Below are 17,701 nucleotides of genomic sequence, written 5' to 3'. Positions count from 1 at the left end.
TCCTCAGGCGGGTACGGGATCGGTGGTCTCGGCGGTGCGCCGCCGCGGCCACTGGCTGACGAGGGTCGCCACGCCGGCGACGAGCAGGAGGGCCGCGATCGCGACGAGGGTGAGCGCCAGACCGGCCTCGGTGGGCGGGCGCGGCCCGACGGCCTCGATGACCGCGGTGGCGGCGACGACGCCGATGCCGCCGACGCAGATCAGCGACGTGAGCATGACCGAGGTGCCCTCCGCGGAGCGCCGGGCCGGCAGGACGTTCTGCGCGGCGAGCGGGCCGAGCCCGTACCCCATGCCGGTGGTCAGCCCGCACAGCCCGAGCGCCACGACGTAGAGCGGGAGCGGCCCGGCCGCGGCGAGCAGGACGAGCGCCGGCGCGCAGGCCAGGACGGACACGGCCATCACCAGGCCGGCGGGCACCTTCGTCGTCACCCAGCCCGACAGCGGCCCGCACGCCGCCAGCCCGACCGACGACACGGCGAACGCGAGCCCGGCCGCCGCCGCGGGCAGGCCGCGCAGGGTCTGCAGGTCGATGGTGGCCGCGACGATGTAGGTCACGGTCCCGATGTTCGCGAGGGTGCCGGCGACGCAGAGCAGGACGAACAGCCGGTTGCGCACCAGCGACGGCCGGACCAGCGGCGCGGGGGCGTGGCGCTCGCGGACCGCGAAGGCGACGAGCAGGGCCAGCCCGCCGAGCAGCGGCCCCCAGGTCGCGGGGGTCGTCCAGCCCTGCACGCCGACGTCGTCGATGGCGACGCTGATCGCGACCAGCCCGCCGACGACGGTGACGACGCCCCACCAGTCGAGGGTCCGGAGGTCGCGGCCCGCCTCCTCGTCGCGCGACGTGCGCATCCGCCGCCCGCCCCAGAGCGCGAGCAGGGCGACCGGCACGTTGACGAGGAACACCCAGCGCCAGCCCACCGTCGACGACAGCACGCCGCCGACGACCGGCCCCAGCGCGGTGCCGACGCCGGAGACGCCGAGCAGCACCCCGGTGACCTTCGGGCGCTCCTCCTCGCTCGTCGCGTTGGTGACCAGCGCGAAGCTCGACGGCATGATCATGGCCGCGCCGACGCCCTGCGCCACGCGGGCGGCGATGAGCACCGGGACCGCGCTCGCGAGCCCGCACACGAGCGAGCTCAGCCCGAACAGCGCGATGCCCGCGAGCATGACCTCGCGCCGCCCGAGCATGTCGCCGAGCCGTCCGCTCGGGATCAGCAGCGCCCCGAGGGCGATCATGTAGCCGCTCAGCAGCCACTGCAGGTTCGTGACGGTCGTGCCGAGCTCGACGGCCATCGTCGGCAGGGCGAGGCCGAGCGAGAAGAAGTCGAGCTGGATGCAGAAGAGGCCCGCCGCGGCAGGGAGGAACGGCAACGAAGCACGCAACGTAGCCGTGGACAGGGCCATGAGAGGTACGTTAGGGAGTCATACCCGGATCGTCATCACTCTGCGTCGATAAAGTGGGGGTCCGATGTCCGACGAGCTCGAGGTGCTGCGCGCGGAGCTCGACGGCATCGACGAGGCGCTGTACGCCCTCGTGCGGGACCGGATGCGCTGCATCGAGCGGGTCGGGGCGGTGAAGGCGCGCGCGGGGACACCGGTGTTCCAGCCCGGCCGGGCCGCCGAGGTGGAGCGCCAGGCCGCGGCCCGCGCCCGCGAGCACGGCCTCGACGAGGGCTTCCTGGTCCGGCTGGCCGACCTGCTCATGGCGGAGGCCATCCGCGTCGAGGAGGCGATCGTGGCTCGGGGGACGGGTCAGGCGGGGGTGTCGAACGACGGGCCGGCGAACTCGCCGCCGACGTAGCCGTCGGTGTCGGCGGTCCGGTCGCCGACCTGCGCGGCGAAGACCTCCGCGTCGTCCTGCGGGCGGTAGCCGATCTCGTGCGCGCCGGCCAGCGACCACCGGCGGCGGGTGTTCGCCGAGACGCCCCAGACGACGCGGAACCCCGGTGCCCGACAGGTCAGCGAGGCCTCGACGAGCCGGCCGCAGTCGTCGGGCGAGAGCCAGGTCGCGAGCCCGCGGGCGTTCGGCGGGGTGTCGCTGCAGGTGCCGATGCGCAGGCAGACCACGTCGAGGCCGTAGCGGTCGTGGTACAGGCTGCCGAGCGCCTCGCCGGTCACCTTGCTGACGCCGTAGTAGGTGTCCGGGCGGGTCGGGAGGTCGTCGGGGACGGGGTCGGTGGCGGGGTGGAAGCCGGCGGCGTGGTTGCTGCTCGCGAACACCACGCGGCCGACGCCGGCCCGCCGGGCGGCCTCGAACGCGACGTAGGTGCCGTGGATGTTCGTCGCGAGGATCTCCTCCCACGGCGCCTCGCCGCTCTGTCCGCCGAGGTGGACGACGGCGTCGACGTCCGCGCACGCGGCGACCATCGCGTCGAGGTCGGTGACGTCCGCGGTGATCGCCTCCTCGTGCTCGCCGACCGCGTCCGGGGTGGTGATGTCGAGCAGGCGCAGCGTGCGGTCGGGGCGGGGGAGGCGGGCCCGGAGGTAGCCGCCGATCCGCCCGGCCGCTCCGGTGACGAGGACGCGCATGGGTCTCCTTCGCTGTCGGGTCTCGTTCTCGTGACCCTGCCCGCAGGGCTCGGCGGCTGTCGGGGGTGTGGGTTAGCGTTCCGGTGTTCGAACACGTGTTCGAGGAGGGCGCTCATGGGTGGTGCGTCGTCGTTGCTCGACGAGCAGGGTTCCCCGTCGCGGCGGTGGGCCGACCTCGGGGTGGTGCGGGCCTCGGAGCTGCGGGGCCGGCGGCGCGCCCCGGCGCCGGCGGCCCCGGAGTCCGCGCCGGTGCCGGAGAGGGTGGAGGAGCCGGTCGCCGAGCCGCCGCGCGTCGACCGCGAGGGCAGCGCGGTGCTGCCGGTGGCGGCCCCGCTGGCCGGCCTGCTGCCCGACGGCGGGCTGCGGCGCGGGTCGACGGTGGCGGTTTCCGGGTCGACGTCGTTGCTGCTCGCGGTGCTGGCCGAGGCCTCGCGGGCCGGGTCGTGGTGCGCGGTGGTGGGGCTGCCCGACCTCGGGGTCCAGGCCGCCGCCGAGGCGGGGCTCGACCTGGCACGCACGGCGCTGGTGCCCCGCCCCGGGCCGCGTCCGGCGGCGGTGGTGGCGGCGCTGGTCGACGGGGTCGACGTGGTCGTGCTCGACACGGCGCTGCCCGGCGTGCGGTGGCCCGCGGGCGATCGGCAGCGGCTCGGCGCGCGGGTCCGCCAGCGGGGCGCGGTGCTGGTGCCGGTCGGGGCGCCGGGCACGTGGCCGGGCGCCGAGGTCGAGCTGCGGGCGCAGGGCAGCGCCTGGGCCGGGCTCGGGGGCGACGGCGCGGGGCGCCTGCGCTCGCGGCGGGTCCGGGTGCGCTCCGCAGCGCGGGGGCGTCCGGGCGAGCGGGAGGAGCCGCTGCTGCTGCCCGGCCCGGCGGGGACGTGCCTGCCGGACGGGGAGCTGCCGGTCGGGGCGCCGCTGACGGGTCCGCCACGGCCGGTGGAGCCGGCAGGGCCGACGGAGCCGGTGGCCGCGTCGCTCGGGGTGGTGGCCGGGTGAGCGCGCCGGCGCGGGTGCTCGCGCTCTGGTGTCCCGACTGGCCGGTGGTGGCGGGCGCGGCCGAGGCGGGGCTGCCGCCCGCGCGGCCCGCGGCGGTCCTGGCGTCCCACCGGGTCGTGGCGTGCTCGGCGACGGCGCGGGCGCAGGGGATCCGGCGGGGGCTGCGGCGCCGCGAGGCCCAGGCCCGCTGCCCGGACCTCGCGGTGCTCGCCCGCGACCCCGAGCGTGACGCCCGCTGCTTCGAGCCGGTCGCGTCGGCGGTCGAGGAGATCGCGCCGGGGGTCGAGGTGGTGCGCCCGGGGCTCGTCGCGCTCTCGGCGCGTGGGCCGGCGCGGTACTTCGGGGGCGAAGAGGTCGTGGCCGAGCGCCTGGTCGACCACGTGGCGGCGCGCACCCGCGTCGAGTGCCAGGTGGGGGTGGCCGACGGGCTGTTCGCGGCCGGCCTCGCCGCCCGCCGCTCGCTGCTGGTGCCGCCCGGCGGGAGCCCGGCGTTCCTGGCGCCGCTGCCGATCACCGAGCTCGAGCTCGAGCCGGGCGTGGAGCCCGACACCGCCGGTGCCGACGACGACGCGAGCGCGACCCGCGCGGAGCTGATCGGCCTGCTGCGCCGGCTCGGGCTCAGCACGCTGGGCGCCTTCGCCGGCCTGTCCGCCACCGACGTGGCCTCGCGCTTCGACGCGGCCGCGGTCCGGGCCCACCGGGTGGCCCGCGGGCTCGACGAGCGCCCGCCCTCGCGCCGCCGGATTCCCGACGAGCTCACCGTCGAGCTCCCGCTCGACCCCCCGGTCGACCGGGTCGACGCCGCCGCCTTCGCCGCCCGCTCGCTGTCCGAGCGGCTGCACGAGGCGCTGGGCCGGGCGGGCCTCGCGTGCACGCGTCTCGGGGTGCAGGCGCGCACCACCGAGGGCGACGAGCTGGCCCGGGTCTGGCGCTGCGCCGAGCCGCTCACCCCGCACGGCACGGCCGACCGCGTGCGCTGGCAGCTCGAGGGCTGGCTGTCCCGCCGGCAGGGCCACAGTCGAGACGGCGGCCTGACGGTGCTGCGCCTGGTGCCCGAGGAGGTCGTCGACGCCGGGCGGCTGCAGCTCGGGCTCTGGGGCGAGGTCGGGGTGGCCGACGAGCGGGCCGGGCGGGCGCTGGTGCGGGTGCAGGGTCTGCTCGGTCCCGAGGAGGTGCTCACCGGGGTGTCCGGCGGCGGCCGCGGTCCCGGCGAGCGGATCCGGCTCGTGCCCTGGGGCGACGAGCGGGCGCCCCAGGGCGCCGACCCGGAGGCGCCGTGGCCCGGTGTGCTCCCCGCGCCCTCGCCGGCGCGGGTGCCGCCCGAGCCGCTGCCCGCACGGGTCCTCGACGCCGACGGTGCGCCGGTGCGCCGGGCCTCCCGCGGCCGGCTCACGGCCCCGCCCGCCCACGTGGCGCTGGGCACCGACCCGTCGGCCCCCACCGCGCCGGTGCGGGCGTGGGGCGGGCCCTGGCCCGATCCCGGCCGCTGGTGGGACCCGCGGGCGGTGGCCGGGGGCAGCCTGCGCGTCCAGGTCGTGTGCAGCACCGACGCCGACGAGATCGCCGCCGGCCGCGACCCCGAGCCCGACCCGGCGGCCGACCTCGCCCCCGACCCGGTCGCCTCCGGCGCCGACGCCGTCGGCCGCGCCCTGCTCCTGGTCCACCGCGACGGCCGGTGGGCGGTGGAGGGGATCTACGACTGACCGACATCTCCGTTCCGACCCGGCGAGGCGCCGACGATGGGAGAGTGTCCGGAACCGCAGCTCGTCGAGGGGAGGGGTCATGACGCTGACGATCACCGTTGAACGTTCCGGTCCAGCGATCAGGGCCGCCCTCGCGAAACACCGGCCCGAGGAGGGCGCGGCGTTCGAGGCCGAGTTCCGCGAAGCTCTCGATCGCGCGCGTGACACCTTCGACCTCGCTCCGGTGGAGGCAGTCCTGGACCGGTGGTGGGGCATCGCTGCGATTCGCGCGAACCCTCTCACCGACGCCGAGAAGGAGCAGGTTGCCGGGGTCGGTCGAGGCGATGTCGACGGGCTCCTGGCCCGCGACGACCAGGGGAACTGGATCCGGATGTAGATGGCGCGCTACTCGGTGGTGTGGCTCGAGGTCGCGCGAGAGCAGTACGACGGCCTGCCGGGTGAAGCCCGGGACCACATCGACGCCCGACTCGATCAGCTCGCCGAGAATCCTCGTCAGGTCCCTCGCAGTGCGTACGACCACCTCACTGACCAGTGGACCACCGTCTACGGCGACGGTGCCGGCCTGATCCTCTTCGCGCTGGTCGAGCGACCGCCGCGCGTGATCGTCCTGCGCCTGGTGGCCGGGTGACGGCGCGGCGGTCGTCGAGCACCGCCGTCGCTCCCGGTTCCACGAGGACGTCGGCTCGGCGAGCGGAGGGGATGATCGCGTCGAGGCCGACGTCCGTCTCGACGCGATCACGACCCTGGGTCCGCTCGCCCCTCCCGAGAGCCGCCGCCGTCACGCGACCGGCCCCCGCCTGTCGGGCCCGTCGTCTATCGTGTCGAACACGTGTTCGATCGACGGAGCCGGAGGTGCGGATGGGGTGGGGCAACCCGCCGGTGAGCTGGTCGGAGATGGAGCGCCTGCTGGCCGGGCGCCCGGCCGACGGGCCCAGTCTGCAGGGGCGGGGCAACGGGACGCGCAAGGCCATCCAGGGGGATGCCAAGGTCCGGCGGAAGGACGACGAGCCGCACGAGGGCCACATCGGCCCCTGGCCCCCGGACGACTTCGTCCGCGACCCCCTCGCCTTCGACGACGGCGACCGGGTCGACGGCCCGGGCACGATCCGCGCGCCGCGCGACGAGCAGTTCCCCGGCGACGGGGGCGACAGCCCGGCGTGGAGCAGGCACCGCACGCCCTACCGCCCGCCCGCCGGGCAGCGGTCCACGGGCACGACCGTCCCCTACGCCGAGCTGCACGTGCACTCCAACTTCAGCTTCCTCGACGGCGCGTCGCACCCCGAGGAGCTGGTCGAGGAGGCGGCGCGGCTGGGGCTCGAGGCGATCGCGCTGACCGACCACGACGGCATGTACGGGGTGGTGCGCTTCGCCGAGGCCGCGCAGGAGCTGGGGGTCCCGACGGTCTACGGCGCCGAGCTCTCGCTGGGCCTGTCGGCGCCGCAGAACGGCGTGCCCGACCCGGAGGGCGACCACCTGCTGGTCCTCGCCCGCGACCCCGACGGCTACCGGGCGATCTCGCGGGCGATCACCGAGGGGCAGATGCACACCCACGGCGAGAAGGGTCGCCCGGTGTACGACCCCGAGCGCGTCGCGTCGACGCTCGGGGGGCACGTGCAGGTGCTGACGGGGTGCCGCAAGGGGTCGGTGCGCCGGGCGCTCGCGGCGGGCGGCGCGGAGGCGGCGGCCCGCGAGATCGAGCGGCTCGTCGCGCTGTTCGGGGCCGAGAACGTCGCGGTCGAGCTCACCGACCAGGGCCTCCCGGACGACACCGAGCGCAACGCGGCGCTGGCCGAGATCGCCGACCGGGCCGACCGGGGCCGGGGCCTGCGCACCGTGGCCACCACCGGCGCCCACTACGCGACGCCCGACCGCGCGCGGCTCGCGGCCGCGCTCGGGGCGGTCCGGGCGCGGCGCAGCCTCGACGACGCGGAGGGCTGGCTGCCGCCGGGCCCGTCGCACCTGCGCTCGGGGGCGGAGATGGCGCAGCGGTTCGCGCGCCACCCGCAGGCCGTTGAGCACGCCGCGACGCTGGGGCGCGAGTGCGCGTTCTCCCTCGAGCTGCTGGCGCCCGAGCTGCCGCCGTTCGCGGTGCCCGAGGGCGAGACGGAGGCGAGCTGGCTGCGCCGCCTGACGTGGCTGGGGGCGGGCGTGCGCTACGGCGATCGGCTGCGCTCGCCGCGGGCCTACGAGGTGATCGACCACGAGCTGGACGTCATCGAGCGCCAGGGCTTCCCCGGCTACTTCCTCATCGTCGCCGACATCGTGAAGTACTGCGCCGACCACGACATCTACTGCCAGGGTCGGGGGTCGGCGGCCAACTCGGCGGTCTGCTTCGCGCTGGGCATCACCCACGTCGACGCCGTGCTGATGGGCCTGCTGTTCGAGCGCTTCCTCTCCCCGGAGCGCGACGGCTACCCCGACATCGACCTCGACATCGAGTCCGACCGCCGCGAGGAGGCCATCCAGTACGTCTACGCGCGCTACGGGCGCGACCGTGCCGCGCAGGTCGCCAACGTCATCACCTACCGGCCGCGGTCGGCGGTGCGTGACGCCGCCCGCGCGCTGGGGTTCTCGCAGGGCCAGCAGGACGCGTGGAGCAAGCAGATCGACCGCTGGGGCCCGGGCGCCGAGCTCGCGGGGCAGGTGCCCGAGATGCCGCCGGCGGTGGCCTCGCTCGCCGAGCAGATCGCGGGCTTCCCGCGCCACCTGGGGATCCACTCCGGCGGCATGGTCATCTGCGACCGCCCGGTCGACCAGGTGGTGCCCGTGGAGTGGGGGCGGATGCCGGGGCGCAGCGTCATCCAGTGGGACAAGGACGACGCGGCGGCGGTCGGGCTGGTCAAGTTCGACCTGCTCGGGCTGGGGATGCTCTCGGTGCTGCACTACGCGTCCGACCTGGTCGCCGAGCACCACGGGGTGCGGGTGAAGCTGCACGACCTGCAGCCCACCGACCCGGCGGTGTTCGCCATGCTCGCCGAGGGCGACTCGGTGGGCGTGTTCCAGGTCGAGTCGCGGGCCCAGATGGCGACGCTGCCGCGGCTGCGCCCCCGCGAGTTCTACGACCTGGTGGTCGAGGTCGCGCTCATCCGGCCCGGCCCGATCCAGGGCGGGTCGGTGCACCCCTACATCCGGCGGCGCAACGGGCTCGAGCGCGTCGTCTACGACCACCCGCTCTGCGAGCCGGCGCTGGAGAAGACGCTCGGCGTGCCGCTGTTCCAGGAGCAGCTCATGCAGCTCGCGGTCGACGTCGCCGGCTTCTCCGCCGCGGAGGCCGACGAGCTGCGCCGCGCCCTGTCGGCCAAGCGCTCCACCGAGCGGATCGAGCGGATGCGCGAGCGGTTCTACGAGGGGATGGCGGCCAACGGGATCACCGGCGACCTCGCGGACACGATCTTCCACAAGACCAGGGCGTTCGCGAACTTCGGCTTCCCCGAGAGCCACTCGATCAGCTTCGCGTCGCTGGTCTACGTCAGCGCCTGGTACAAGCTCTACTACCCGGCCGCCTTCTGCGCGGCGCTGCTGCGGGCCCAGCCGATGGGCTTCTACTCGCCCCAGTCGCTCACCGCCGACGCCCGCCGGCACGGGGCGGTGGTGCTGGGCCCCGACGTCCTGGTCGCCGACGACACCCCGGGGCTCGAGCCGCACGAGGGCAGCGCCGGCGGGGTCGCGGTGCGGCTGGGGCTCGCGAGCGTGCGGGGGCTGGGCGACGAGGTGGCCGCGCGGATCGTGGCCGAGCGCACCGAGAACGGCGCCTACCGCGACGTCGCCGACCTCGCCCGCCGTGCCGAGCTGACCACCGCCCACGTCGAGGCCCTCGCCACGGCCGGGGCGCTGGGCTGCTTCGGGCTCGACCGCCGCGAGGCGCTCTGGGCCGCCGGCGCGGCCGCCGCCGGGGTCGGGGTGGTCCGCGACGGCGTGCGCCACGACCGCCTGCCCGACACCGCGGTGGGGCTCGAGGCCCCGGCGCTGCCCGGCATGAGCGCGGTCGAGCTCACCGTCGCCGACGTGTGGGCCACCGGCCTGACCCCCGACAGCCACCCGGTGACCCACCTGCGCGCGGCCCTCGACGAGCGCGGCGCGTTCTCGGTGGCCGGGGTCGCGGGGGTGCCCGAGGGCGAGCGGATCGAGGTCGGCGGGGTGGTCACCCACCGCCAGCGCCCCGCGACGGCGGGCGGCACGACGTTCCTCAACCTCGAGGACGAGACCGGCATGCTCAACGTCGTCTGCTCCGAGGGCCTCTGGGCGCGCCACCGCGTCGTCGCCCGCACCAGCGCCGCGCTCGTGATCCGGGGCCGCGTCGAGCGGGCCCACGACGCGCCGACCGTGGTCAACCTGATCGCCGACCGCGTCGAACGCCTCGAGCTCCGCGTGCCGTCGAGCTCCCGCGACTTCCGCTGAGCCCGCACCCCGGGGACAGCACGAGGGGCTCCCTCGCTGCGCCGGACGCAGCGAAGGAGCCCCTCGCTCCCCGCGGGTGGTGCGGTGGCTCAGCCGCCGATGATCGGCTTGCCCATCGGGAGCGCCTTGCCGCCGGTGGCCTGGCCGAGGGCGTCGAAGAACAGGTAGACGCCGACCAGGGTGAACGCGAACACCGCGATGCCGCCGCCGAACAGCAGCCCGGTCGAGCCGCTCGAGGTGCCCAGCAGCACGAGCAGCAGCGCCGCGTCGACCAGCACGAACAGCAGCGTGAACACCGACGGCAGCCGCAGCGAGGCCAGGGTGAGCATGACGATGCCGACCAGCCAGCTCAGCAGGAACGTCACCTGGGCGCCGGTGGCCACGGTGGTGTCGGTCGACGTCGGCCCGAACCAGTCCGCGCCCAGCGACGTCGCGAGCACGGCGAAGCTCAACCAGAACCCGGCGAAGATGCCGAAGATCGCGGCGACCGGCCCGGCCCCGGTGCGGATCGCCCAGACCGTGGCGATGACCTGGCCGAGACCGGTGCACATGAACAGGATCGGGAGCATGCCGACCAGGGCGGTGCTCGAGGCGCCCGTGAACCCGATCAGGTAGAGACCCAGTGCCACCGACCCGATGACGAAGGTGGGTACGCCCACCAGTGCCGGGTTGGCGGCCGCCGCGGCCGCCGCCGCCTCGTCCGCCCCGGTGTCCGGTGCCGCGTGGGCGGCGCCGGCCTGCTCGTCGATCGTGGTCATCCCCACTCCTTCGTGTGTCCGACCGGGATCCGCGCACGGGGCTCGCCCCCTTGCGCTACGAGGCGCAACAGCGTGAATCCGGTGTGTGAGATGAGTGTGGTGTGGGACACGACTCAGAGGGCACCGGACGAACGGAGGGGACCGAACGGAGGGGGGACCTGTCCGTCCGCATCGTGAACCGATCCAGGGCATGCTGGCCCCATGACCGGACGGCGGGGGGACGCACGGGTGCTCCGCGGAGCCGCCCGAGGGGTGCTCGGCGGCGCCGTCGGCACCGCCGCGATGGCCCTCGCGGCCCATCGTCGCCGTCGCCGCTTCACCCGGCGCCACGGGGTCACCCCCGAGGACGCCGGCGTGGTCCTCGACTACGACGACAGCGAGCACGTCGTCATCGCCGCCTCGGTGCTGACGCGCCACGTCATCGGGTGGGCTCCGCGGTCGCCGCAGGAGCGTCAGGCCCTGTTCTGGCTCGTGCACTGGGGGTACGGCTCGGCGGTCGGCGCCGGCCACGTCGCGCTCCAGCACGTCCTGGGCCGCGAGCCGCGGCCGGGGCTGGCGTTCTTCGCGGCGTCCCAGGTGATGGCGCTCGGCCTGTTCCCGGTGCTCGGCGAGACCCCGCCGCCGTGGCGCTGGGAACGGCGCCTGGTCGTCACGAGCTTCGTCCAGCACGCGATCTACGCCGGTGTCGTCGCGGCGGCGAACACCGCGACCGCCCCGCCGGCGCCGACCGCCCGACTCGTGCGCCTCGCCCGCGGCGCCCGACTCGCCCCACTCGGACGCCGCGCCCCCCGATAGCAGCGAACGAGCCGTTCGCTGCGTCTAGGCCGACGAGATACCCGTTCGCTGCGCCACGGATCCGGTCGCGGACGATCGGCCGCGGCGCGGGACAGCCGCACGCGCGCTAGGTTCCCGTGACCGTGGCTGCACCCTCCTCGCGCACCGCGCTCGGGCTCGCCGGGGCGTTCGTGACCGGCGCGTTCATCGTCGCGCAGGCCCGGGTCAACGCGGAGCTCGGCGCCCAGCTCGGCGACGGTCTGGTCGCGGCGGTCATCTCCTTCGGGCTGGGCCTGGTCCTGCTGCTCGTGCTCCTGGCGCTGCTGCCGGCGGGCCGCCGCGGGCTCGGGCGCGTCGGCGCGGCACGGCGTCGTGGGCGGCTGCGGCCCTGGCAGCTCCTGGGCGGTCTCGGTGGCGCGCTGCTCGTCGCCGGGCAGGGCCTGACGGCGCACGTCCTGGGCACGGCGCTGTTCACGATCGCCGTGGTCGCCGGGCAGTCCAGCGGCGGGCTCGTCGTCGACCGCGTCGGGCTCGGGCCCGCCGGGCCGCAGGCCACGACCCCGCCGCGCATCGTCGGCGCGGTCCTCATGCTGGGCGCGGTCGTGCTATCGGTGGCGCCGTCGATCAGCACCGACGCCCCGGTGGTGCTGGCGCTGCTCCCGCTCGCCGCCGGGCTCGCCGTCGCGACCCAGCAGGCCCTCAACGGGCGGGTGGCGGCGGTCGCGGGCGGCTCGGGGACCGGGTCGGCGCAGGACGAGAACGACTCCGTGGTGGCCTCGGTGCTGCCCGCCGCGACGGTCAACTTCGTCGTCGGGGGCGCGGCGCTGGCGGTCGCCGCCGTCGTCGCGGTGCTCCTGCTCGGCCCGCCGAACCCGTTGCCGAGCGCCTGGTACCTCTACCTCGGCGGGCCGTTCGGCGCGCTGTTCATCGGGCTCGGGGCGTGGGTCGTCGGGCAGGTCGGGGTGCTGCTGCTCTCGCTCGGCGCGGTCGCGGGGCAGATCGTCGGCGCGCTCGTGCTCGACGTCGTGCTGCCCTCGGCCGCCGGGACGCCCGGCCTCACGACCGTGCTCGGGGCGCTCCTCACCCTCGTCGCGGCGGGGGTCGCGTCCGCCCCGTGGCCCCTGCGGCGGTCAGCTGCGCGGAACACGGGGTCCGACCTGCCATCATGAGGGTGTGACCGCGACCAAGCTGGACGGGAAGGCCACCCTCGCCGCGATCCTCGACGACCTGAAGACGCGGGTCGAGGCGCTGACCGCCGCGGGCCGGACGCCGGGCCTCGGCACCGTGCTCGTCGGCGACGACCCGGGGTCGCACTCCTACGTCAAGGCCAAGCACAACGACTGCGCGAAGATCGGCATCGAGTCGATCCGCCGCGACCTGCCCGCCGACGCGACCCAGGCCGACGTCGAGCGCGCGATCGACGAGCTCAACGCCGACCCGGCGTGCACCGGCTACATCGTCCAGCTCCCGCTGCCCAAGGGCCTGGACTCGGGCGCCGTTCTCGAGCGGATCGACCCCGCCAAGGACGCCGACGGGCTGCACCCCACCAACCTCGGGCGGCTCGTGCTCCAGGAGCCGGGCCCGCTGCCGTGCACGCCGCGCGGGGTCGTCGAGCTGCTGCGCCGCTACGACGTCCCGCTGAACGGCGCCAAGGTCACGGTGCTCGGGCGCGGCGTCACCGTGGGCCGCCCGCTGGGCCTGCTGCTCACCCTGCGCTCGGTGAACGCGACCGTGACCCTGTGCCACACCGGCACCAAGGACGTCGCCGCCGAGCTGCGCGCCGCCGACGTCGTCGTCGCGGCCGCCGGTGTCCCCGGCCTCGTCACCGCCGACATGATCAAGCCCGGTGCCGCCGTGCTCGACGTCGGTATCACCCGCGGCGAGAACGGCCTGGTCGGCGACGTCGCCCCGGAGGTCGCCGAGGTCGCGTCCTACCTCGCCCCGGTCCCCGGCGGCGTCGGCCCGATGACGCGCGGGATGCTGGTCACCAACGTCGTCGAGAGCGCGGAGCGACTGGCCCAGGGATGATCACCGGACGCCGCGGATGACCGCCGTGACCCCTCGATCGGGACGACCGTCGGGGCCCCCACCGGGGCCACCGGCGGTCGGGTCGCGGCCCGCCCCGGCACCGGGTCAGTCGCCGGGTCAGCCGCCGGGTCAGGCCCCGGACCAGGCCCCGCTCCGGCCCCCCGCCCCGCGGTCCTCTCCGCGGTCCGGCCCCCAGCCAGAGGCGCCGCCCGTCGCGCCCCCGACCTCCCGTCCCGGCGTGCCGCCGCCCGACGAGAGCCCCACCGAGATGCTCCCGGCGGGCCGGCACGCCCGCCCGCCGCGCACACGCGCCGAGACGTGGCGCAAGGTCCGCGGGCACCTGCCCTTCCTCGCGGTCATGCTCGTCGTGGCCGTCGCGTTCGCCCGGATCGGCCTGCAGCACTGGCGCGAGGGCACCACCGAGCTGGGCCTCGCGCTGCTGCTCGGCGGGGTGCTGCGGGCGAGCCTGACCCGCACCGCGGCCGGTCTGCTCGCCGTCCGCAGCCGGCGCGTCGACATCGTCACCTACGTCCTGTTCGGGCTCGTGATGATCCTCGTCTCGCTCACCATCACGGGTGGCCCGATCGCGGCCCGGTGATGCCGCCCACCTGGGTATTCCTCACCCGTCGTGCCCCGCGCCCACGTTGATAGCGTGCGGGCAAGCCAGCCGGCGCCGGTGGTCGGCGCCCCATGAGGAGGTCTCTCGAGTCGTGGCGAAGATCAAGGTAGAGGGCACCGTCGTCGAGCTCGACGGTGACGAGATGACCCGGATCATCTGGCAGTTCATCAAGGACAAGCTGATCCACCCGTACCTCGACATCGATCTCGAGTACTACGACCTGGGCATCGAGAAGCGCGACGAGACCGACGACCAGGTCACGGTCGACGCGGCGAACGCGATCAAGAAGCACGGTGTCGGCGTCAAGTGCGCGACGATCACGCCGGACGAGGCGCGCGTCGAGGAGTTCGGCCTCAAGCGCATGTACCGCTCGCCCAACGGGACGATCCGCAACATCCTCGGCGGCACCATCTTCCGCGAGCCGATCGTCTGCTCGAACATCCCGCGCTACGTCCCGCACTGGACGAAGCCGATCGTCGTCGGCCGTCACGCGCACGGCGACCAGTACCTGGCGCAGGACTTCAAGGTCCCCGGCCCGGGCACCGTCACCATCACCTACACCCCCGACGGCGGGGGTGAGCCGATGGAGTTCCAGGTCGCGAAGTTCCCGGAGGACGGGGGCGTCGCGCTGGGCATGTACAACTACAAGAACTCGATCGTCGACTTCGCCCGCGCCTCGCTGCGCTACGGCCTCGACCGCGGCTTCCCGGTCTACATGTCGACGAAGAACACCATCCTCAAGGCGTACGACGGCATGTTCCGCGACACCTTCGAGGAGATCTTCGAGTCGGAGTTCAAGGCCGACTTCGAGAAGGCCGGTCTCACCTACGAGCACCGCCTCATCGACGACATGGTCGCCGCCGCCCTGAAGTGGGAGGGCGGCTACGTCTGGGCCTGCAAGAACTACGACGGCGACGTGCAGTCCGACATCGTCGCGCAGGGCTTCGGCTCGCTCGGTCTCATGACCTCGGTGCTCATGACGCCCGACGGCACCGTCGAGGCCGAGGCCGCCCACGGCACGGTGACCCGGCACTTCCGCCAGCACCAGCAGGGCAAGGAGACGTCGACCAACCCGATCGCGTCGATCTTCGCCTGGAGCCGTGGCCTCGCCCAGCGCGGCCGCCTCGACGGCAACGACGCCCTCGTCGACTTCGCGCAGAAGATCGAGGACGTCTGCATCGCGACCGTCGAGGACGGCAAGATGACCAAGGACCTGGCGCTGCTCATCGGCAAGGACGCGCCGTACCTCAACACCCAGGACTTCCTCGACGCGATCGACGAGGGCCTGCAGAAGGCCGTCGCGAGCTAGTCCGCTCGACGTCCGCGCGACGGGCCCCGTCCGACCTCGTCGGGCGGGGCCCGTCGTCGTCGGGCTCCGTGGGTACGGCGTGGCGCCGGGTGGGCACCCCGGGCCGTTGGCACGCCCCGCAGCCCGTCGCCGCCGGAGGATCCCCCATCACTGACACACTCGGGTCCATGGACGAGGCCCCCGCCTCCCGGGACATCGCTCGTGGTCACACGCCCACGCGCGGACACCTCATCGGCGAGGGGCTGGCCTGGACCGCGCGGTGGAGCCTGCGGTTCCTGCTGGTCGTGGCCGCCCTGACGGTGGTCGGGTACCTGGTCATCGCGCTGTGGGACGTCATGTTCCCGGTGTTCCTCGGCCTCGTCATCGCGACGGTGCTGGAGCCGCCGGTGACGTGGCTGCGCAACCACCGGTGGCCCGGGACGCTGGCGACCGCGGTGGTGCTGCTGCTCGGGCTGGCGGTGTTCGGCGGGATCATCGCGGCCATCGCCCCCGCGGTGGCGGGGCAGGCCCCGGCGATCGGCCAGGGGGCCGTCGGCGGGATCCAGCAGATCCAGGGCTGGCTGCAGGGCCCGCCGTTCAACCTGGGCGCGAGCCAGATCGGCCAGTACGTGCAGGCCGCGGTCGAGCGCCTCCAGCAGAGCGCGGGCCAGATCGCCACCGGTGTGCTGACCGGCCTCACCACGGTGGCCAACAGCGTCATCAACGCCGTGCTCGCGCTCGTGCTCGCGTTCCTGTTCGTCAAGGACGGCCCGACGTTCCTGCCGTGGCTGCGCCGCGTCGCGGGCCCGACGTCCGGCGGCCACCTCGCGGAGATCGGCGCCCGCTCGTGGCTGCGCCTGGGCGGCTTCATCCGCAGCCAGGCGCTCATCGGGTTCGTCGACGCGCTGTTCATCGGCGTCGGCCTCGTGATCTTCGGGGTGCCGCTCGCCCTGCCGCTCGCGGTGCTGACGTTCTTCGGCGCGTTCATCCCGATCATCGGCGCGCTCGTCGCCGGGGCGCTGTCGGTGCTCATCGCGCTGGTGGTGCAGGGCCCCGGGACGGCGATCGGCGTGCTGATCCTCATCCTCGCCGTGCAGCAGATCGAGGGGAACCTGCTCCAGCCGCTGGTCCAGGGCCGCGGGCTGGGGCTCAACTCGGCGATCGTCATCCTCGCCGTGACCGCGGGCTCGAGCCTCGCGGGCATCGCCGGGGCGTTCCTCGCGGTGCCGGTGGCGGCGGTGATCGCCGAGATCCTCCGCTACTTCGGCGAGCAGATCGACCTGCGCACCGGCGCCCAGGACGAGCCGAGCGAGGACGCGGTCGCCGAGATGCAGGACGACGACGCGGAGTTCGAGCCCGAGCCCGACACGGAGACCGATTCCGGCGACTCGATCGAACCCGCGGATCGGCCCACCGCGGCGGACAGCGACGGGACGACCCCGGGAACGGCGACGACCCCGCGCACCTGAGGCGCGGGGTGTCTCAGCGTGGCGACCAGGCTGACGTTGAACGTCAGGAAATCCGCCAGCTCGATCGCGCACGAGGGGCGGCCCGGACGTTCCGGGCCGGCCCTCGTCGTGCGGGCCTAGCGTCCGAGCAGCACTCCGCGCGGGTCGCGGACCAGCGCCGCGGTCTCGGCGCGGCGCACCCACGCCACGACGGCGACGAGCACGAGGACGACGGCCGGCAGGAGGATCATCGCGCCACCGATGGTGGCCGCGGTCGTCGTCACCGCGCCGATCATCAGCAGGACGCAGCAGGTGGCGGTGAGCCCGGCGAGGCGGGGGATCAGCAGGCCGACCGCCGCCGCGAGCTCGACGACGCCGAGCGCGACCACGCCGGCCGGGCCGATGCCCATCATCGCGAACCCGGCGACGTTGGCCGGGTCGAGCGAGACCTTGCCGAACCCGGAGAACAGGTACAGCGCGGCCAGCAGGACCTGCAGGACGACGAGGCCCCAGCGCGCCGCCCGGGGACGCGTGGCGGTCGGGGCCTCGGTGGCGGTCGTGGTGCTCATCGTGCATCTCCTCGGTTGGACAACCTGTTGGTTGGATATGAAAACAGGACCAAGGAGTGCGGTCAAGGGGTCAGCTGAGAGCGAGCTCGTACGACTGCCCGTGGAGCTCGTCGCCGAACTCGGTGTGGCGCTCCTCGCCGGTGAGCACGAAGCCGGCCTCGAGGTAGAGGTGCCGGGCGGCGGCGAGCGGCTCGTTGGTCCACAGGACGAGGCGCGCATAGCCGGCGTCGCGGGCGAACGCGATGCACCGCGCGACGAGGTCGCGGCCCACGCCGTGGCCGCGGGCCGCGGGGGCCACGAGGAGGAGGCGCAGCCGCGCGGTCCGCTCGTCGTCGCGGACGCACAGCACGCTGCCGACGCGGACGCCGTCGAGCTCGGCGATCCAGCCGGCGTCGCGTCCGGGGCGGGCGTGCGCGGCGTGGTCGGCGACGATCCGCGAGGTCACGGCCTCGACGGCCCAGTCGTACTCGGCGGCGTAGAGCTCCCCGTGGGCCATGAGCACCCAGCCCAGATCCCCGGGGCGCCCGAGCTCCCGGATCGTCACCTCACCCATCGCGACCTCCTCACTGAAACGACTGTTTCAGTGAAGCACACTGG

The 17,701-nt window shown here is 74.9% G+C and carries 17 protein-coding genes; 12 read left to right on the top strand and 5 right to left on the bottom strand.

Annotated features, from left to right (window positions below):
- Positions 1-3: 3 nt before the first annotated feature.
- Positions 4-1,371, bottom strand: coding sequence for an MFS transporter (locus EV188_RS27470; RefSeq protein ID WP_166660121.1), 1,368 nt, complete (start codon positions 1,369-1,371; stop codon positions 4-6).
- Positions 1,372-1,468: 97 nt separating this feature from the next.
- Between EV188_RS27470 and EV188_RS27465 the strand changes: the two genes are divergently transcribed.
- A complete protein-coding gene (locus tag EV188_RS27465; protein ID WP_133829528.1) occupies positions 1,469-1,801 on the top strand; it encodes a chorismate mutase in 333 nt (110 codons plus the stop codon).
- Here the strand turns inward: EV188_RS27465 and EV188_RS27460 are convergent.
- The gene (locus tag EV188_RS27460; RefSeq protein ID WP_133829527.1) at positions 1,753-2,529 is read right to left on the bottom strand and encodes an NAD-dependent epimerase/dehydratase family protein; all 777 of its coding nucleotides are present in this window, start codon (positions 2,527-2,529) and stop codon (positions 1,753-1,755) included. The genes EV188_RS27465 and EV188_RS27460 overlap by 49 nt on opposite strands.
- 114 nt (positions 2,530-2,643) lie before the next feature.
- Between EV188_RS27460 and EV188_RS27455 the strand changes: the two genes are divergently transcribed.
- The 5 genes from EV188_RS27455 to EV188_RS27435 all read left to right on the top strand — a co-directional run bounded on the left by EV188_RS27455 (position 2,644) and on the right by EV188_RS27435 (position 9,620).
- Positions 2,644-3,519, top strand: a complete 876-nt coding sequence (locus EV188_RS27455) for a hypothetical protein (protein ID WP_133829526.1) — start codon at positions 2,644-2,646, stop codon at positions 3,517-3,519.
- Positions 3,516-5,222 carry a DNA polymerase Y family protein gene (locus EV188_RS27450; protein WP_133829525.1) on the top strand — a complete coding sequence of 569 codons (1,707 nt, stop codon included), beginning with the start codon at positions 3,516-3,518 and terminating at the stop codon, positions 5,220-5,222. The genes EV188_RS27455 and EV188_RS27450 overlap by 4 nt, the downstream gene beginning before the upstream one ends.
- Before the next feature lie 79 nt (positions 5,223-5,301).
- Positions 5,302-5,598 (top strand): DUF6247 family protein, encoded by a 297-nt coding sequence (locus EV188_RS27445; protein WP_133829524.1) that lies wholly within the window; start codon positions 5,302-5,304, stop codon positions 5,596-5,598.
- Positions 5,599-5,850, top strand: a complete 252-nt coding sequence (locus EV188_RS27440; RefSeq protein ID WP_133829523.1) for a type II toxin-antitoxin system RelE family toxin — start codon at positions 5,599-5,601, stop codon at positions 5,848-5,850. It abuts the gene before it with no gap.
- Positions 5,851-6,080: 230 nt separating this feature from the next.
- Complete coding sequence (locus EV188_RS27435; RefSeq protein WP_243742056.1) at positions 6,081-9,620, top strand: error-prone DNA polymerase; 3,540 nt, start codon at positions 6,081-6,083, stop codon at positions 9,618-9,620.
- A gap of 89 nt (positions 9,621-9,709) precedes the next feature.
- Here the strand turns inward: EV188_RS27435 and EV188_RS27430 are convergent, their stop codons facing one another.
- Entirely contained in the window at positions 9,710-10,378 is a 669-nt protein-coding gene (locus tag EV188_RS27430) for a GPR1/FUN34/YaaH family transporter (protein WP_133829522.1), read from the bottom strand.
- Positions 10,379-10,606: 228 nt separating this feature from the next.
- On the opposite strand from EV188_RS27430, the gene EV188_RS27425 reads away from it, so the two are divergent.
- From EV188_RS27425 to EV188_RS27400, 6 genes are all read left to right on the top strand, one after another.
- Entirely contained in the window at positions 10,607-11,173 is a 567-nt protein-coding gene (locus EV188_RS27425) for a hypothetical protein (protein WP_133829521.1), read from the top strand.
- A 122-nt stretch (positions 11,174-11,295) separates the two neighbouring features.
- A complete protein-coding gene (locus EV188_RS27420) occupies positions 11,296-12,321 on the top strand; it encodes a DMT family transporter (protein ID WP_133829520.1) in 1,026 nt (341 codons plus the stop codon).
- Between the two features lie 4 nt (positions 12,322-12,325).
- On the top strand, positions 12,326-13,180 hold the full coding sequence (locus EV188_RS27415; protein ID WP_133829519.1) for a bifunctional methylenetetrahydrofolate dehydrogenase/methenyltetrahydrofolate cyclohydrolase: 855 nt from the start codon (positions 12,326-12,328) through the stop codon (positions 13,178-13,180).
- Positions 13,181-13,418: 238 nt separating this feature from the next.
- Entirely contained in the window at positions 13,419-13,778 is a 360-nt protein-coding gene (locus EV188_RS27410) for a DUF3017 domain-containing protein (RefSeq protein WP_243742036.1), read from the top strand.
- Positions 13,779-13,890: 112 nt separating this feature from the next.
- A complete protein-coding gene (locus tag EV188_RS27405; RefSeq protein ID WP_133829518.1) occupies positions 13,891-15,108 on the top strand; it encodes an NADP-dependent isocitrate dehydrogenase in 1,218 nt (405 codons plus the stop codon).
- Between the two features lie 167 nt (positions 15,109-15,275).
- Positions 15,276-16,556, top strand: coding sequence for an AI-2E family transporter (locus EV188_RS27400; RefSeq protein ID WP_133829517.1), 1,281 nt, complete (start codon positions 15,276-15,278; stop codon positions 16,554-16,556).
- 116 nt (positions 16,557-16,672) lie between these two features.
- Here the strand turns inward: EV188_RS27400 and EV188_RS27395 are convergent, their stop codons facing one another.
- Both EV188_RS27395 and EV188_RS27390 read right to left on the bottom strand, forming a co-directional pair.
- A complete protein-coding gene (locus EV188_RS27395; RefSeq protein WP_133829516.1) occupies positions 16,673-17,104 on the bottom strand; it encodes a DoxX family protein in 432 nt (143 codons plus the stop codon).
- A gap of 70 nt (positions 17,105-17,174) precedes the next feature.
- Entirely contained in the window at positions 17,175-17,657 is a 483-nt protein-coding gene (locus EV188_RS27390; protein ID WP_133829515.1) for a GNAT family N-acetyltransferase, read from the bottom strand.
- Between the last annotated feature and the right edge of the window lie 44 nt (positions 17,658-17,701).

The organism is Actinomycetospora succinea (assembly GCF_004363095.1).
In the GTDB taxonomy this organism is placed as follows: Bacteria; Actinomycetota; Actinomycetes; order Mycobacteriales; family Pseudonocardiaceae; genus Actinomycetospora; species Actinomycetospora succinea.
The sequence above is the reverse complement of the archived record's forward strand: the minus strand, read 5'-3'. Positions and strand labels throughout refer to the sequence as shown.

Coding starts and splice junctions, on each gene's coding strand:
- EV188_RS27445 (WP_133829524.1), top strand. CDS start 5,302: ATGACGCTGACGATCACCGTTGAACGTTCCGGTCCAGCGATCAGGGCC.
- EV188_RS27390 (WP_133829515.1), bottom strand. CDS start 17,657: ATGGGTGAGGTGACGATCCGGGAGCTCGGGCGCCCCGGGGATCTGGGC.
- EV188_RS27465 (WP_133829528.1), top strand. CDS start 1,469: ATGTCCGACGAGCTCGAGGTGCTGCGCGCGGAGCTCGACGGCATCGAC.
- EV188_RS27430 (WP_133829522.1), bottom strand. CDS start 10,378: ATGACCACGATCGACGAGCAGGCCGGCGCCGCCCACGCGGCACCGGAC.
- EV188_RS27435 (WP_243742056.1), top strand. CDS start 6,081: ATGGGGTGGGGCAACCCGCCGGTGAGCTGGTCGGAGATGGAGCGCCTG.
- EV188_RS27440 (WP_133829523.1), top strand. CDS start 5,599: ATGGCGCGCTACTCGGTGGTGTGGCTCGAGGTCGCGCGAGAGCAGTAC.
- EV188_RS27455 (WP_133829526.1), top strand. CDS start 2,644: ATGGGTGGTGCGTCGTCGTTGCTCGACGAGCAGGGTTCCCCGTCGCGG.
- EV188_RS27460 (WP_133829527.1), bottom strand. CDS start 2,529: ATGCGCGTCCTCGTCACCGGAGCGGCCGGGCGGATCGGCGGCTACCTC.
- EV188_RS27400 (WP_133829517.1), top strand. CDS start 15,276: ATGGACGAGGCCCCCGCCTCCCGGGACATCGCTCGTGGTCACACGCCC.
- EV188_RS27395 (WP_133829516.1), bottom strand. CDS start 17,104: ATGAGCACCACGACCGCCACCGAGGCCCCGACCGCCACGCGTCCCCGG.